A 14,849-nucleotide genomic window follows, 5' to 3' on the forward strand; every position below is an offset into this window, starting at 1 on the left:
CCCCATGAGATCCCCCAACATGCCAAACATGTCCCGCATGACCATAAAGCGCGAGACCAACGCAAGCACATCGTCAGGCTGATGCCCACAGCCGCCCGCGACCCGCTGCAGCCGACTAACCACAAAGTCCTCCGGCCCCAGCTGATCAGGAGACTTGGGCTTGCGAGGCCGCTTGTTCCGACGGGTCAACTTCGCAATAGCGGGCGTGCTCGAGCGCGCGCTCTCCTGCAAGAACAGCTCGGGATCTTGGCGCTCGCGCCGAGTCATCGAGTTGATCATCGCCTCGATCTTGACGAGCTCATTGTCGTCAGCGGCCTGCTCGAGCACCTCGTCCGGAATGTCGCCGCCAAACAGCTGACCCATCGGCATCTTGGCCATCAGGTCCTTCATCGAGCCCATCGACTGGATGGTCTTGATCTGGGCCAGGAAGTCGTCCATCCCGAACCCGCCGCCGAGCATCTTCTCGGCGTCGGCGGTGGCCTTCTCCTCGTCGACGACCTCCTGGAAGTCCTGCATGAGGCCGACCAGGTCGCCCATGCCCAGGATTCGGCCGGCGAGGCCCTCGGGTCGGAATTCCTCGAGCTTGTCGAGGTTCTCGCCCATGCCCAAGAACTTGATCGGCTTGCCGGTCGCGGCCTTGATCGACAGCGCCGCGCCGCCGCGGGCGTCACCGTCGAGCTTGGTCAGGATCACGCCGGTCAGGTTGAGGCGCTCGTCGAACGCCTTGGCGGTGGTCACCGCGTCTTGGCCGATCATCGCGTCGATGACCAAGAAGATGTTGGCCGGGTGCACGCTCGACTCGATGTTCTCGAGCTCGGCCATGAGCGTGTCGTCGATCGTCAGGCGACCGGCGGTGTCATAGATGACGAAGTCGACGCTCTTGGCGGCGGCGGCCTCGGTGGCGTCGCGGCAGATGTCGACCGGGTTGGCCCCGGGGCGCGCAAACACGGGCACGCCAAGCCGCTCGCCCAGCACCTGCAGCTGGTGGATCGCGGCGGGGCGGTAGACGTCGGCCGCGACCAGCATGACCGAGTGACCGTCCTTTTGCAGCTTGCGCGCGAGCTTGCCGGTCGTGGTGGTCTTACCCGAGCCCTGCAGCCCGACCATCATGATCCCGGTGATGCCCTTGCTCGCGCGGGCGAGCGTGGTGTCGACCGGGCCCATCAGCTCGACGAGCGCGTCGTGGCAGATCTGGACGAAGTGATCCTCGGGGCGGACCCGGACCTTCTTGTTGTCCTTGCCCTTCGCAACCAGCTGGACTTGCTCACCGAGCGCTCGCTCTTTGACGGCGCGCAGGAACTTCTTGACCGTGCGAAATTCGACGTCAGCCTCGAGCAAGCTCAGGCGAACGTCCTTCAGCGCAGCGTCGACGACTTCTTCGCTGAGCTCGCCCTTGCCAGTCAGTCGCTCGCGGGCTGCCCGAAAACCCTTGGAGATGGTCTCGAACACGAGGGGTTGGATAGCATAGAAGCTGGCCAGCTCCGACAGCGGCGCTTGTGGCCCCCTGGGGCCAGTGCGAGGCTGTTCAGGTGAGCGAGGCCCTCGCAGCGCCCCCGACCGCGCCCCCGACCGCGGCCCCGACTGCGATGGTGCCGCTCGGCGTGGGGGCGGCGGTGCTGGCGATCTCGTCGGCGGCTCCGGTGATCCGGCTCGCGGCGCCGCTCGGGCCCGAGGTCATCGCCTGCCTGCGCGTGAGCGTGAGCGCGACCGTGCTCGCGCTGGTCACCCACCGGGCGACGGCGCGGACGCTGCGATTGCTGGCCGGCTCGCGACCCGAGGCGCTGTGGACGATCGTCGCCGGGCTGTGTCTCGCGGCCCACTTCGGGGCCTGGATCGCGTCGCTGAGCATGACCTCGGTGGTCCGCTCGGTCGCGCTGGTCTCGACGACGCCGCTGTTCGCGGGCCTGTTTGCGCGGGCGATCGGGGATCGGGCGCCGCTGCGTCTGTATGTCGGCAGCGCGGTGGCGATCGCGGGGACGCTGGTCATGGTCGAGCCCGGCGCGCCGAGCTCGGACCAGGCGTGGCTGGGGGATCTGCTGGCGCTGTCGGGGGCCGTGACCGCGGCGCTGTATCTGGCGATCGGCCGCAAGGTCCACGCGCAGCTCGGCGACGCGCTCCCGGTCGAGGGCTACTTCGTGTGCGTGAACCTGGTGGCCGCGAGCGCGCTGTGGATGTTCGCGCTAACGCGGGGTGCTGCGCTGGTTCCGGCTGGGGTCGCGCAGGCTGACTATCTGGCGGTCCTGTGGCTCGGCCTGGTGCCCGGGATCATCGGCCACGGGCTGCTCAACTGGGCGGTGCGCCGGGTCCCCGTTCACGTGGTCAGCCTCGCGGCGCTGCTCGAGCCAGCGGGCGCGGGTCTGCTCGCGTGGGTGCTGCTGAGCGAGGTTCCGGCCACGCGCGAGCTCGCGGGGGCGCTGTTGTTGATCGCTGGGGTCGCGCTGGGGCTGCCGCGCCGCGCGTCGTGATCAGCGTTCGTGGTCAGCCGCGAAATTCCGCCCGACCCCGCGCGCTCCACCACTCGACCCACTTGCGGATCCCGATCTCGCGCTCTTGCTTGTTGCCGGCCGCGAGGAAGTTGATGCGCTGACCGGTGATTCGCCGCAGCTCGTCGGCGGCCCAGCGCCGGACCGACAGATCCTTGTGCGCCAGGCTCGACATGATCCACTCGATGCGGTGGTGCTGATGGTTGTCGGCGTACCAGGCGTGCCAGCGGTGCGGCTTGAGGCCCAGCTGCTGGCCTGTGATCGAGCACAGCGACTCGAGCGAGGCCTCCTGGATGTAGCGCTCTTTGCTGGTCAGCAGATCGATCAGCTTGGGCACCGCCGCGATGTCGCGGACGGTCCCGATCGCCCGGGTCGAGTGCAGCTGGCGCGTGCGGTTGGGGCTGTCGAGCTCGGCGCGGATCACCTTGATCGTGTCGTTGAAGCGCGGCTCTCCCGAGTAGGTCTCGAGCACCCGCATCGCGATGGCCCGCACGTCGGCGTCGGGATCGAACGCAAGCTCACCCAGCGCCGGAATTGCGAGCTCGTGGCGCAGCTCCATGAACACGAACGCGATGTAGAACCGAACCGTGGGGTTGGGGTGGGTGATGACCTCGACGAGGTAGGGGCCGAGCACGTCGCCGAGCTCGAGCGCGACCCGGATCAGCGCGCCGTGAGCAGGCAGCGGCGGCAGGGTGTCGAGATCGCGGCGGTGGACGTCGAGCTCGCCGGGGAACTGCTTGGCGACCCGGCGCATCGCCAGCTCGCCGATCTCGCGCAGGTGTTGGATCGCCGAGCTGTCTCCCCGGGTCGCCGAGAGGATCGCGGCGTCGATCTCTCGCGCCTTGGTGTCGGGCTTGCGCGGACGATCTTCGTCGTCGAGCTGGATGCGGCCGCGGATCGAGCCATTGTCGCGCTGGCCGAACGGAGGTGACAGCGAGGTCAGGGCGGGCGCAGCAGGCGTTGGTTCAGGCTCGCTCGGGGCCGGCCGGGGCCGCACGGGTGGCTTGTCCAACACCGCAGGCGTTGGCGATGGGCTGGAGCTCGGCGGGGGCTCTTGCCGGACCGGCGGCTTGACGCGAACCGGCGGGATGTCTGGCGTTGCGGCAGCTGGGACGCTGGGCGAGCTCGGCGGGGCGGCGGCGGGGATCGGCGGCGCGGGTGCGACGGCCGGACTCGGGGCCGGACTCGCAGAGGGAGCCGCGAATGGCTTGACGGCGCCCGGCGGCTGGAACGTCGCGGGCGGCTTGAACACGCCCGGCGGCAGCAGACCACCCGGTGGCGCAAACACGCTCGGCTTGCTCGGTGGGACCGCGGGCGCGGGGGGTGGCGTCGGCGTTGGCGGTGGGATCACCTGCGCGGGGGCGCTGGGTTGCCCGGCTGGTGGTGGGTCGTCCTCACCACGCATGCGTCGAAGCACGCCCTCGAGCGCCTGCCCGGCGCTCTCACACAGATCAGCCCCTGCCTCGATCTCTTCGGCGGTGAAGGCATCGCCAGCGCGATCGAGGTACAGCATCAGCACCGGTCGGTCGTGGACCTTGACCGGCACGAACATGCAGGGGACGGCCATCTCCTGGCCGACCGCGATGCGCAGATCCAGGTCGGTCACCCGCTCCATGGTCTCGTGACCTTCGACGGCGGCCTCGACCTTGGGGCTGAACTCGACGAGCTGATCTTCGGTGCCGGGGATCTGGCCGGGGGAGTCGAGCCCGCGCAGACCCTCGCGCTTGATCCCGAACAGCGCCACCCGTGGGCTCAGAACCAGGGCGGCGCGGACCAACGCCCCGGTGACTTGATCGCGACTCGTCGCGGCCTCGATCGCGCCGCGCGGATCTGCGAGCCGCTCGGGCAGCGACGCGCTGGGCCGAGGCGTCGCGCCGCGGTCGAGCGGGGGTCGTGGGGTGGGCGTGTCTTCGTCGGGCGTCGACGCTGGGACCGCGGGCGGCTCTGGCTCTGGCTCTGGCTCTGGCTCTGGCTCTGGCTCTGGCTCGCTCGCGGGCGGTGGTGAGTCGTCGTCGTCATCGTCGACGGGCAGACCGTACAAAAACGTGGGGCTGCGCTTGACCGGGCCCGAGGGATCTTGCGACCCGTCCTGAGCGAAGCTTGGTTGCTGACCGAAGCCCGCGGGCTTGAACACGGGGTCGGACTTGCTGGTCGTCAGCGCTTGCGGCGAGGGGATCTTGTAGGGAGCGGTGTTGGGCGCCGCGGTCATCCACGGCGCGGGGGCGGCCGGATCGCGCTCTGGCTCTGGCTCTGGCTCGGGGGCGGGCTGCAGGCGCGCGAGCGTCTGAACCCAACGCACGGCCAACACCGCGTAGCGCTGGGGCATGACCGACGCGCGTCGCTCGGCCGCGAGCTTGGCCAGGCCGGCCTCGCAGGTTGCGAACACCTGCAGGTGCTCGACCGAGCGCTCGAGCTCGCCGCGCTGTTCGGGCGGGATCTCGGGGTGGATCGCAACCTGGACGTACGCCATGTGGCGGCGCAGCGGCATGGCCCAGCCGAGGTCCAGCAGCGCCTGCGGCAGCGCGGCCCAGGGGCGCTCGGGGCCGGGCTCGAGCAGCGCGACAGGGACGGGATCGCAGCCGTTGGCCGCGGCGATCGCCTGGCTCAGCGCGGGCGGGTCGAGCAGGTCGAGCTCGAGCAGCACGGTGTCGAGCGAGCCGCCGTAGATCTGCTGACGGCGAACCGCCGACTGAAGGGCCTGTTCGTCGACCATGCCGGTCGCGCGCAGGTGCTGAAGCAGCTGGCTCACGCGGACCTGACCACCCCCGCTGCGCGGATGACTTTCGCTGCGCGGACCACATATGTACCCGAGACGAGGTCGTGGATGGCTCGGCGCTCGCTGCTGAACGCGATCCATGCGGGACCGAGCGCCGCGGCCAAGGTCCCCGCCAGCTGCGCGAGCGTGCGCAGGCCGGCGATCAGCACGCTCGGTGGTTGGCCGTGACGATCGACGATGCGAACCGAGACCAGCCGCTGGCCGAGCGTGCGACCGGACCACGCCACGCTGATCATCAGGTACAGCCCCGCGAGCACCAGGATCGGGCCCGCGCGCAGCAGCAGCGTGCTGAGGTCGGTCGCGAACACGGTCAGCGCGAAGTCGAGCCCGCGGGCACCGGGTGCGAGCGACACCGAGCCGATCAGTCGATGCAGGCCCCAGGCGATCGGCCCAGCGGTGACGGTGAGCAGGGCGAGATCGACCAGGCCCGCGGCGCACCGACGCCAGAACCCGGCGACCTCGACCGGCAGGAGCGGGCCACTACAGTGCGGGCAGGCTGCGGACGCGGCAGCGGCGAGCTCACGGTCGAGCTCGGCGTCGCAGTGCGGACATGGCATGGGGCGGCGCCGGATCGGCACGCGCTTGGGCGCGCGCTCGACTGGCGCGGCGATCGGCGTGGCAACCGGATCAGTCGCTGGCTGCTCGATGCTCACGCGGGCGCTCCGCTTCGCGGGTGGTGGGTTGCTCGTGCCACTTCGTGGGGCTGCAGGCGAGCCGCCTGCCCGGTTGCGGCATGGCGCGTCGGGGGCCGGTGGCGCACGCCGGGCACACTATCACCGCCAGCGACGCCGCGCACCGGTGCCAGAGCCGGCCCGCGGCGCATGCTCACGCGCCAGCGCTAGTGGGTCTGAGGCCACGAGCCAAACCGAGCGAGCAGGGCGACCGCGGCCGTCGGCGTCCGCAGGACCCACGGCCCGAGCTGGGTCGCCACAAACCCCGCAGCCGTGGCGGCCTCGACCTCACGGGCAGACAGCCCACCCTCGGGGCCGACCAGCAGGCGCATCCCTCCGGGGCGCTCGGTCAGACCTGGGGGCAACGTCTTGTCGTTCGCGTGCGGCTCCCCGAACACACCGGGCAGCTCGGGTTGGTGGGCGAGGGCGTCGGGCAGCGACCACGGCTCGGCCGGGGGCCCGCCCAGCAGCTCGGGCGGTGAGGGGCGCCCGCACTGGCGCATCGCGGCTCGCATGACTCGCTCGAGCCGGCCCGCCGACGGCACGTGACCCGCGCTTCGTTCACAGCGAACCAACACCACCTGGGTCGCCCCGAGCTCGCACGCCCCCGTGATCGACTCGAGCGTGGCTGGGGCGTCGGGCAGGCCGAGCAGCAGCACGCGGGCGAGGGGCGTCGCGCCGAGCGGGCGCGGCCCGTCGATCTCCACGCGGACGCGCCGACCGTGGGTCACCAGGCGCGCGAGCCAGACGGCGCCAGCATCAAACAGCTCGATCGCCTCGCCGACCCGGACCCGCCGGACCTTGACGAGGTAGCGCGACTCCTCGTCGTCGAGCTCGAGCGTGATCCCAGCTTGCAGCGGTTCAGCTCCAGCCGGCGCGAACGCGCGAACGCTCACCTGCTTGCCGACCCGGCTCGGGGGCGCTCGAGCACCAGCGCACACCAGTCACCCTCGCGCGGGCGCCCGCGCAGCTGCAGCCCGATCTGGGTGTACGCGGCCAGCACCTCATCACCCTCTTCCTCGAGGATGCCCGAGAGGATCAGCGCGCCGCCGGGGGTCACGGCCCGGGTGATCTCGGTCGCGGCCGGGGTCAGCACCGAAGGTCGAATGTTCGCGAACACCAGCTGGGCCGGCTCGAGCCGCTCGCCAGCGTCGGACCCCAACACCAGCTGGCGCAGCTCGAGGCGGGGGTCGTCGGTCGGGATGCCGTTGACCTCCGCGTTCTCGCGCGCGGTGTCGACGGCCTCCTGATCGTGATCCGCGAGGCACAAAGACTCGAGCTCGGGCCAGATCTGCAGGGCCGCGAGCCCGAGGATCCCCGAGCCACAGCCAAGATCGATCACCCGCCGCGGTCGCTCGGCCGCGAGCTCGACCAGCGCCTGTAGGCACAGGCGCGTGCTCTCGTGCAGCCCCGTTCCGAACGCCCGACCCGGATCGAGGAGCAGCTCACAGGTTGGATCATCCGGCTCGCGAGGGATCCAGCTGGGGCGGACCATGAGCGAGCGCGCGCTCGCGCGAAAGTAGAGCGATCGGTAGTGCCGTTTCCACGCGTCGCGCCAGTCGTCGCCGTGGTGGTCTTCCGCGTCGACGCGCACCTCGAGCCCAAGCGTGACCGCGAGCTCGTGCGCCGCGAGCTCGACCGCCGCGCGACTCGCTGGTGTCGTGTAGACAATCAGCTCGGGTCGCTCGACCCTGACGAAGTCCGGCCCCTCCGCGATGCACGTGGGATCGCGGGTCTCGACGCCACCGACATCGTCACGGATCGCCAGCAACGCCGCGAGCCCCTCGAGCTGCTCGAGCGCGCTGCTCAGCGAAACCTCGTCAGTGCTGATCTGCGGCATCGCCACCCGCACAGTGCTCCACGCGTCATGTTCGCTCATGGCTGGGTTTCTATACCCCAGTCGGGCTGACGCGGATCGTGCTCGTAGGGCCCTCCGCGCGCTCCGCCGCTTCGGTTTTCCTTTGACATCGAAGGCCTGGGTGGTAAATCCGAGGCCGATCAGGACCAGGATATGTCGGCGTCGTACAGTGGAGTGAAGGTGTTTTCTGCGACCAAAGCACGTGAGCGCGAGTCGCTCGGCGAGCGCATCACCGACTGGCTAGACGCCAACACCCACGAGATCGAGATCGTCGACACCGTGGTCACGCAGAGCTCCGATCGCGAATTTCACTGCCTCACGATCACGCTGTTCTTTCGGGCTCGCTGAGGCGGGCGGGCTCGCTGAGGCGGGCGGGCTCGCTGAGGCGAGCGCGCCCGTCACCAGCTGCCGCTAGAAAAACCGGCGGCCGGTGCCAGCTCGCTCGAGCGCGTCGAGCAGCTGTTCCATGTCTGGCCACCGCGCGGTCGGGTTGGCCGACAGGCCGCGCGCGAGCACCTTGTAGGCGGGCTCGCGCCGATAGGCCCACGGCCCCGCGACGTGATCCGCGTCGCTCGGCGGACGTCGGCCGGTGAGGGCCTCCCACGCCAGCACGCAGAAGCTGTACTGGTCACTGAGCTGGTCGCGGCGGCCGGTCTCGCGGGCCTCTGGCGCGGCGTAGTTCCTGTCGATCGGCAGCGGCGGTCCTTGTCGCTCCCACGCGCCGGGCTCGGGCGCGAGGTCGCGGGCGCGCTCGAAGTCGACGAGCCGGACGTGCTGCAGTCGATCGATCCTGACGCGCGCCGGGATCAGGTCGCCGTGCACGACCCCGACGGCGTGGGCGGCCGCGAGCCCCTGGCCGGCCTGGCGCAGGACGGCCAGCAGCTGAGCCTGGCTTCGCTGACCGCCCTCGACCCAGTCGTCGAGGCCATCGACACCCACCGCCTGCAAGGTCATGCACAGCTCGCTGCCGAGCAGCCCGAGGTCGAGCACCGCGGCGATGTTGGGGTGGTCGATGCGCGCGAGCAACCTCGCCTCGCGCTCGAGCAGCTTGGCGGCGAGCGGATCGTAGTTGGTGTTCGCGTGGAGCAGCTTCAGGGTCAGCTGCCGAAGCAGGTGGCGATCTTCGGCGAGGTACAGCTCAGCCGGCTCACCGCTGGTGAGCTTCTGCAACAACCGAAACCGCCGCGGCCCAAACACGCTGCGGGGGGACTCCGCGCGTGGAGGCTGGTGAGCGGGTAGACCCGGCGATTTGTGCGAGGTGTAGATGCCGCTATGGTAGCCCAGTCTCAATCGATACGTTCGATTAAAGTATGGCCATAACAGTGGTCAAAAGGACACCGAGAGACACGCCCGTGGGCATTTCGGAGCTGATCGAACGACCAGAGACTGTACTCAATCCCGTGCGAGCCCGGCGTACAGGTACTCGCGGTTGAGCAGCGCGATCGCGTCGACGCTGATGCTCTTGGGGCAGGCCGCCTCACACTCACCGTGGTTGGTGCACCCGCCGAAGCCCTCGGCGTCCATCGCGGCGACCATGTTGCGGACCCGAGCCTTGCGCTCGACCTTGCCCTGGGGCAGCAGCGACAGGTGCGCCACCTTCGAGCTGACGAACAGCATCGCCGAGGCGTTCGGGCACGCCGCCACGCACGCACCACAGCCGATGCACGCGGCATAGTCGAAGGCCTGGTCGGACTCGCGCTTGCCGATCGGGATCGTGTTGGCGTCGGGCGCCGAGCCGGTGCCCACCGAGACGTAGCCGCCCGCGTGCTGAATGCGATCGAACGCGCTGCGATCGACGACGAGATCTTTGACGATCGGGAACGCGGCGGCGCGCCACGGCTCAATCACGATCTCGTCGCCGTCATGGTACTCGCGCATGTGCAGCTGACACGCGGTGGTGCCAGCGCGGGGGCCATGCGGGTTGCCGTCGATGACCATGGAGCAGGCCCCACAGATACCTTCGCGGCAGTCGTGGTCGAACGCGACGGCGTCCTTGCCGGCCTCGAGCAGCTGCTCGTTGAGCACGTCGAGCATCTCGAGGAACGACATGTGCGGATCGGCCTCGACCCGGTGATCCTCGAAGAAGCCGGCCTGCTTGGGCCCGCTCTGGCGCCAAATCTTGAGCTTGATGTCCATCGCTACTTGTAGCTCCGCGTGGTCAGCTTGACGTTCTCGAACTCGAGCGGCTCTTTGTGGAGCGCGGGCTTGGTGCCGACCCCGGTGTACTCCCAGACCGCGCCGTGGGCGAACTCGTCGTCGCGGCGCACGGCCTCGCCCTCTTCGGTCTGGTGCTCCTCGCGAAAGTGACCGCCGCAGGACTCGTCGCGGTACAGCGCGTCGTGACACATGAGCTCGGCGAACTCGAGGAAGTCGGCGATCCGCCCGGCCTTCTCGAGCCAGGGGTTGAGCTCGTCGGCGCCGCCCGGGACGAACGCGTGGTCCCAGAACTGCTCGCGCAGCTCGGGGATCTGCGCGAGCGCCTGCTCGAGCCCGGCCGCGTTGCGGGCCATGCCGCAGTACTCCCACATGATCTTGCCCAGCTTGCGATGGAAGTAGTCGACGCTCTTGCGCTTGCTGCCGCTCTTGGACCCGATCTCGAGCAGCTTGCGCTGGCGCTCGCGGACCTCGGCCTCGGCGCGGGCGAACGCCGGGTGCTTGGTGCTGACCTCACCGTGGTAGTGGGTCGCGATGTAGTTGCCGATCGTGTAGGGGATCACGAAGTAGCCGTCGGCCAGGCCCTGCATGAGCGCCGAGGCGCCGAGCCGGTTGGCGCCGTGATCCGAGAAGTTGGCCTCGCCCAGCACGTGGAGCCCGGGGATCGTGCTCATCAGGTTGTAGTCGACCCACAGCCCGCCCATCGTGTAGTGGACGGCCGGGTAGATCCGCATCGGCGTCTTGTACGGGTTCTCGCCCGTGATGCGCTCGTACATCTCGAACAGGTTGCCGTAGCGATCTTCGATCGCGGCCTTGCCGTCGCGCTCGATCGCCGTCGCGAAGTCGAGGTACACGGCCTCGCCGGTCTTGCTGACCCCATAGCCGTCGTCGCAGACCTTCTTGGCCGCGCGCGAGGCGACGTCGCGGGGCACGAGGTTGCCGAAGCTGGGGTAGCGCTCCTCGAGGTAGTAGTAGCGATCGTCCGGCGGGATGTCGTTGGGCGGCTTGTTGACGTCGGCCTTGTTGCGGGGCACCCACACCCGGCCGTCGTTGCGCAGCGACTCCGACATCAAGGTGAGCTTGGACTGATAGTCGCCGCTGACCGGGATGCAGGTCGGGTGGATCTGCGTGAAGCAGGGGTTCGCGAACCCGGCCCCGCGCTTGTACGCGCGGTAGGTCGCGGTGACGTTGCAGTTCTTCGCGTTGGTCGACAGATAGAACACGTTGCCGTAGCCGCCGGTCGCCAGCAGCACGGCGTCGGCCGCCCACGGTCGGATCTCGCCCGTGATCAGATCACGCGTGATGATGCCGCGCGCGTGACCGTCGACCACGACCAGGTCGAGCATCTCCGTGCGCGGGTGCATCTTGACCTTGCCCTGGGCGATCTGCCGGTTGAGCGCCGAGTAGGCGCCAAGCAGCAGCTGCTGGCCGGTCTGGCCCCGGGCATAGAAGGTGCGGGACACCTGCGCGCCACCGAACGAGCGGTTGGCGAGCACGCCGCCATACTCACGCGCGAACGGTACGCCCTGCGCGACGCACTGATCGATGATGTTCACCGACACCTGCGCCAGCCGGTACACGTTGGCCTCGCGCGAGCGATAGTCGCCGCCCTTGACCGTGTCGTAGAACAGCCGATAGACGCTGTCGCCGTCGTTCTGGTAGTTCTTCGCCGCGTTGATGCCACCTTGGGCGGCGATGCTGTGGGCGCGGCGGGGGCTGTCTTGGAAGCAAAAGCAGTCCACGTCGTAGCCAAGCTCGGCGAGCGAGGCCGCGGCCGAGGCCCCAGCCAGGCCAGACCCAACGATGATCAGCTTGTGGTGGCGCTTGTTGGCCGGGTTGACCAGCTTGAGTTCGAAGCGGGCCTTGTCCCACTTGTCCCCGATCGGACCCGATGGAATCTTGGCGTCGAGTTTCATGACCGTGACCTGACTGTGCGAAGAGATGCCATGGCGACTCAGGTGGCTCCGATGAAGCCCGCCCAGATCGCGAGCGGCATCGAGATGTTGCCCAGACCCACGATCACGCCGATCGCCGGGCCCGCGACCTCGAACGGGAGCTTCCAGCGCCCCACCGCGATACCCGCGGTCTTGAACGTGGACGTGACGCCATGCGCGAGGTGAGCCGCCAGCGCGAGGTTGGCGAGGATGTAGGTGATCGCGATCCCCGGCTGCTGGAAGCTGACGATGAAGTGCGCGTAGAGATCGCGCCGGGTCGCTTCTTCGGTGGCCTGCTGCAGCTCGTAGTAGTTGACGCCACCGAAGTCGGTGCTCACCACGCCGACCGTGAAGTGCGCGATGTGATAGATGATGAACGCCAGCAGCACCATGCCGAGCTCCGCCATGTACATGGCCGCGAGCGAGGTCTGCTTTTGTTTGAGCCCCGCGTAGCGCTCGGGCCGAGCCCGCTGGTTGCGTTGGATCAACACCACCGCGGTGGCGACGTGGAGCGCGAGGGCCGTCAGCAGACCCCCACGGGCGATCCACTTGAGCGGGCCGAGCCCCTGCATGAACTCGGCGTAGTCGTTGTACGCGTCGCGGCCAAGGAACACCTGCAGGTTCCCGGCCATGTGGAAGAGAACAAAGCCCACCCCGACCAAACCCGTGAGCGCCATGACGATCTTCAGTGAGATCGTAGACGTCAGGGCTTTGACGAGTCGGTCGAAGGGCCGGGCGCTCGTTGGCGTGGCGCTGCTCATCGTGACAATCCTCGCTGCTGACCGGCAACCTGGTCCGGCGACGCCGAACTAGCACATTTTAACCTCCGCAGACAGCCTGCACATCGTCGACTGCGGCGCTTCGCGTCTCGACGGCGCGCTTCGCTGAGTGCGTGTGTCTCGCGTCGGGCCGGGCCGGTCAGTGCCGGTCAGTGCCGGTCAGTGCCGGTCAGTGCCGGTCAGTGCCGGTCAGTGAATGATCGGCTTCTCGGCCGGGACCCAGGTGAGCTCGAAATGGCCGAGCATGCACGGATCGTCGGGCGTGAGTCGGACCACCGAGTGGCTCGGACCCTCGCTCTGTCCAGCGGGGCGCACACCATTGGTGCTGGCGAGATCGTAGACGAGCAGGGAGGTCGGGGTCTCCTCCGTGACCAGCGCGTGGACCCGCGAGAGGTTGCGACCTTGCCCGGCCAGCGAGCAGCGATCGCTGTAGCGGCCGATCAGCAGGCCGCGCTGCAGCTGCTCGCTGTCGATCCCGAGCTCGCGGGTCTGACCGGACTCTTCGCGCCGACGCCCGCGGCTGGTCGAGCGCCCTCGGCTGCCGCCCTTGATCGAGCGCAGCCGCAGGACCCCGCGTGGCTCCGGTCGCACGTCGACATCGATCGGTCGGTAGCCGCCGATCTCCGCCACGCCGGGCTCGGCCATGGCCGAGATCGCGAGCCGATGCCCACCGCCAGACGTGTCGAGCCCCGTCAGCTTGCGGAAGGACTCCGCGTCGTCACCTGCGAGCATGTCGCGTCCGGCTGCCCCTCCGGGCAGCACGAACAGTGACGTTCTGCCGAACGCGAGCGCGACCTGCCCATACGCCGAGAACCCTGGTACCCGCTTGTCATCCGCCAGGACCACGCCCGCCCGACCGCCGAGATCGTAGCCACGAAACCGCATCGGCCCTTGCCCCGGCCACCCCGTCAACAACAGGTGACGAAGGCTCACCCGGCTGTCGTTCGGGATCGGCAGCGCGCAGCGGTTGTGGCGACCGATGACCACCGCATGCGGCAAGTCCTTGGGACGCTCGACCACACGCTGCGCAACCGGAAACCCGTTCTGATCCGTCGCAACGATCACCGCGTCACCTTCTTTGACGCCCGTGACCAACGCATTGAGGATCGGTCGCGCCTGGGCGAAGCAAGCAGCCAACGCCATCTGAGGTTCGGCCCGCTCGTCACCCGTGTGTGGCTGAGGCCCGCTGTCTTCGATCATCGACACGCCGGCGAAGCGTATGGGAGAGCCGCCGCGTTTTCCATGTCTTCAACCCCCCCGATCCAACGACCAGTCCTAAAACCCCCCGTACAGCCAACCCCAGCCATTCTAGCCCCACGTGACCACCCCCCTAGACACACCCTGCCAAGGCCCCAGCGCGGCAGACGCTATTTTTATAGGCGTGGGCGAGGCTTTTTTAGGCGTGGACGAGACTTCTCGCCCACTTGCGGTGCGGCCAGGTGGACTGGTCCGGCAGTGGGAAGCGACCGTCGGAACCCTGGGCACCGCGTCTTCGGCCGGCACCGTCGCCCGTTGGTTGACTGTCTCGGCCCCGACCTCGCCTGCGCGACCCCTTACTTGCGGGCGAGACTGGTGGCTGATATCTGGGTGGCGGGGGTTCCGACGGTCGCTTCCCGCTGGCCTGTCGGTCCGCCTGGCCGCACCGCAAGTGGGCGAGAAACCTCGTCCACGCCTAAAAAAACCCTTACTTGCGGGCGAGACTGGTGGCTGATATCTGGGTGGCCGGGGTTCCGACCGCCGCTTCCCGCTGGCCTGTCGGTCCGCCTGGCCGCACCGCAAGTGGGCGAGAAACCTCGTCCACGCATCTAAAAAACCATGGACGAAGAGATTACGACGGTACTTGGCAAGGGCTCTCGGTTTGAAGGAAAGCTCACTTTCGAGGGGACCGTTCGGATTGATGGTCGGTTTTCGGGGGAGATCCAGACTGAGGGGACGCTGATCATCGGTGACAGCGCCGAGGTCGAGGCCAACATTTTTGCGTCGATCGTGGTTGTGAAGGGGCATGTGCGGGGGGACGTGGTGGCTGGGGAGTCGCTGAAGATCCAGGCTCCGGCGAAGGTTGTTGGTAACCTCTCTACGCCGAACTTGACCATCGAGACTGGGTCGTTCTTCGAGGGGCACTGCAAGATGTCGGGGGACCGCGCCAGCGTGGGTGTGGGCGAGGTTTCTCGCGCTCCTGCCGAGGGCTGAGTGG

General features: G+C 68.8%; 13 protein-coding genes. 3 read left to right on the top strand and 10 right to left on the bottom strand.

Annotation, left to right across the window (positions count from 1 at the left end; genetic code table 11):
• Window positions 1-1,449, bottom strand: a 1,449-nt coding sequence (locus tag ENSA7_RS14530) for a signal recognition particle protein (protein WP_106089885.1), incomplete at its 3' end; no start/stop codon positions are given.
• 80 nt (window positions 1,450-1,529) lie between these two features.
• Between ENSA7_RS14530 and ENSA7_RS14535 the strand changes: the two genes are divergently transcribed.
• Window positions 1,530-2,465: a DMT family transporter gene (locus ENSA7_RS14535; protein ID WP_106089886.1), complete on the top strand. Its 936-nt coding sequence runs from the start codon at window positions 1,530-1,532 to the stop codon at window positions 2,463-2,465.
• Window positions 2,466-2,478: 13 nt separating this feature from the next.
• On the opposite strand, the gene ENSA7_RS43635 is transcribed toward ENSA7_RS14535, so the two are convergent.
• From ENSA7_RS43635 to ENSA7_RS14555, 4 genes are all read right to left on the bottom strand, one after another.
• Window positions 2,479-5,232 (bottom strand): HEAT repeat domain-containing protein, encoded by a 2,754-nt coding sequence (locus ENSA7_RS43635; protein WP_181233737.1) that lies wholly within the window; start codon window positions 5,230-5,232, stop codon window positions 2,479-2,481.
• Window positions 5,229-5,912, bottom strand: coding sequence for an RDD family protein (locus ENSA7_RS14545; RefSeq protein WP_106089887.1), 684 nt, complete (start codon window positions 5,910-5,912; stop codon window positions 5,229-5,231). Before ENSA7_RS14545 ends, ENSA7_RS43635 begins: the two co-directional genes overlap by 4 nt.
• Before the next feature lie 185 nt (window positions 5,913-6,097).
• Window positions 6,098-6,826: an RsmE family RNA methyltransferase gene (locus ENSA7_RS14550; protein WP_181233738.1), complete on the bottom strand. Its 729-nt coding sequence runs from the start codon at window positions 6,824-6,826 to the stop codon at window positions 6,098-6,100.
• Window positions 6,823-7,809: a 50S ribosomal protein L11 methyltransferase gene (locus ENSA7_RS14555; protein ID WP_106089889.1), complete on the bottom strand. Its 987-nt coding sequence runs from the start codon at window positions 7,807-7,809 to the stop codon at window positions 6,823-6,825. The genes ENSA7_RS14550 and ENSA7_RS14555 overlap by 4 nt, the downstream gene beginning before the upstream one ends.
• A 132-nt stretch (window positions 7,810-7,941) precedes the next feature.
• Here ENSA7_RS14555 and ENSA7_RS14560 point away from each other — a divergent pair, with 132 nt between their 5' ends.
• A complete protein-coding gene (locus ENSA7_RS14560; RefSeq protein ID WP_106089890.1) occupies window positions 7,942-8,136 on the top strand; it encodes a hypothetical protein in 195 nt (64 codons plus the stop codon).
• Window positions 8,137-8,199: 63 nt separating this feature from the next.
• Here ENSA7_RS14560 and ENSA7_RS14565 read toward each other — a convergent pair whose 3' ends face one another.
• The 5 genes from ENSA7_RS14565 to ENSA7_RS14585 form a co-directional block, all read right to left on the bottom strand.
• A complete protein-coding gene (locus ENSA7_RS14565) occupies window positions 8,200-8,958 on the bottom strand; it encodes a protein kinase domain-containing protein (RefSeq protein ID WP_181233739.1) in 759 nt (252 codons plus the stop codon).
• Window positions 8,959-9,180: 222 nt separating this feature from the next.
• Entirely contained in the window at window positions 9,181-9,924 is a 744-nt protein-coding gene (locus ENSA7_RS14570; protein ID WP_106089892.1) for a succinate dehydrogenase/fumarate reductase iron-sulfur subunit, read from the bottom strand.
• Between the two features lie 2 nt (window positions 9,925-9,926).
• Window positions 9,927-11,858: a fumarate reductase/succinate dehydrogenase flavoprotein subunit gene (locus tag ENSA7_RS14575; protein WP_106089893.1), complete on the bottom strand. Its 1,932-nt coding sequence runs from the start codon at window positions 11,856-11,858 to the stop codon at window positions 9,927-9,929.
• 38 nt (window positions 11,859-11,896) lie between these two features.
• The gene (locus ENSA7_RS14580; RefSeq protein ID WP_106089894.1) at window positions 11,897-12,637 is read right to left on the bottom strand and encodes a succinate dehydrogenase cytochrome b subunit; all 741 of its coding nucleotides are present in this window, start codon (window positions 12,635-12,637) and stop codon (window positions 11,897-11,899) included.
• 207 nt (window positions 12,638-12,844) lie between these two features.
• A complete protein-coding gene (locus tag ENSA7_RS14585) occupies window positions 12,845-13,855 on the bottom strand; it encodes an FHA domain-containing protein (protein ID WP_342352828.1) in 1,011 nt (336 codons plus the stop codon).
• 615 nt (window positions 13,856-14,470) lie between these two features.
• On the opposite strand from ENSA7_RS14585, the gene ENSA7_RS14590 reads away from it, so the two are divergent.
• Window positions 14,471-14,845, top strand: coding sequence for a bactofilin family protein (locus ENSA7_RS14590; protein ID WP_106089896.1), 375 nt, complete (start codon window positions 14,471-14,473; stop codon window positions 14,843-14,845).
• Window positions 14,846-14,849: the final 4 nt, after the last annotated feature.

This window comes from Enhygromyxa salina, from assembly GCF_002994635.1.
In the GTDB taxonomy this organism is placed as follows: Bacteria; Myxococcota_A; Polyangia; order Nannocystales; family Nannocystaceae; genus Plesiocystis; species Plesiocystis salina_B.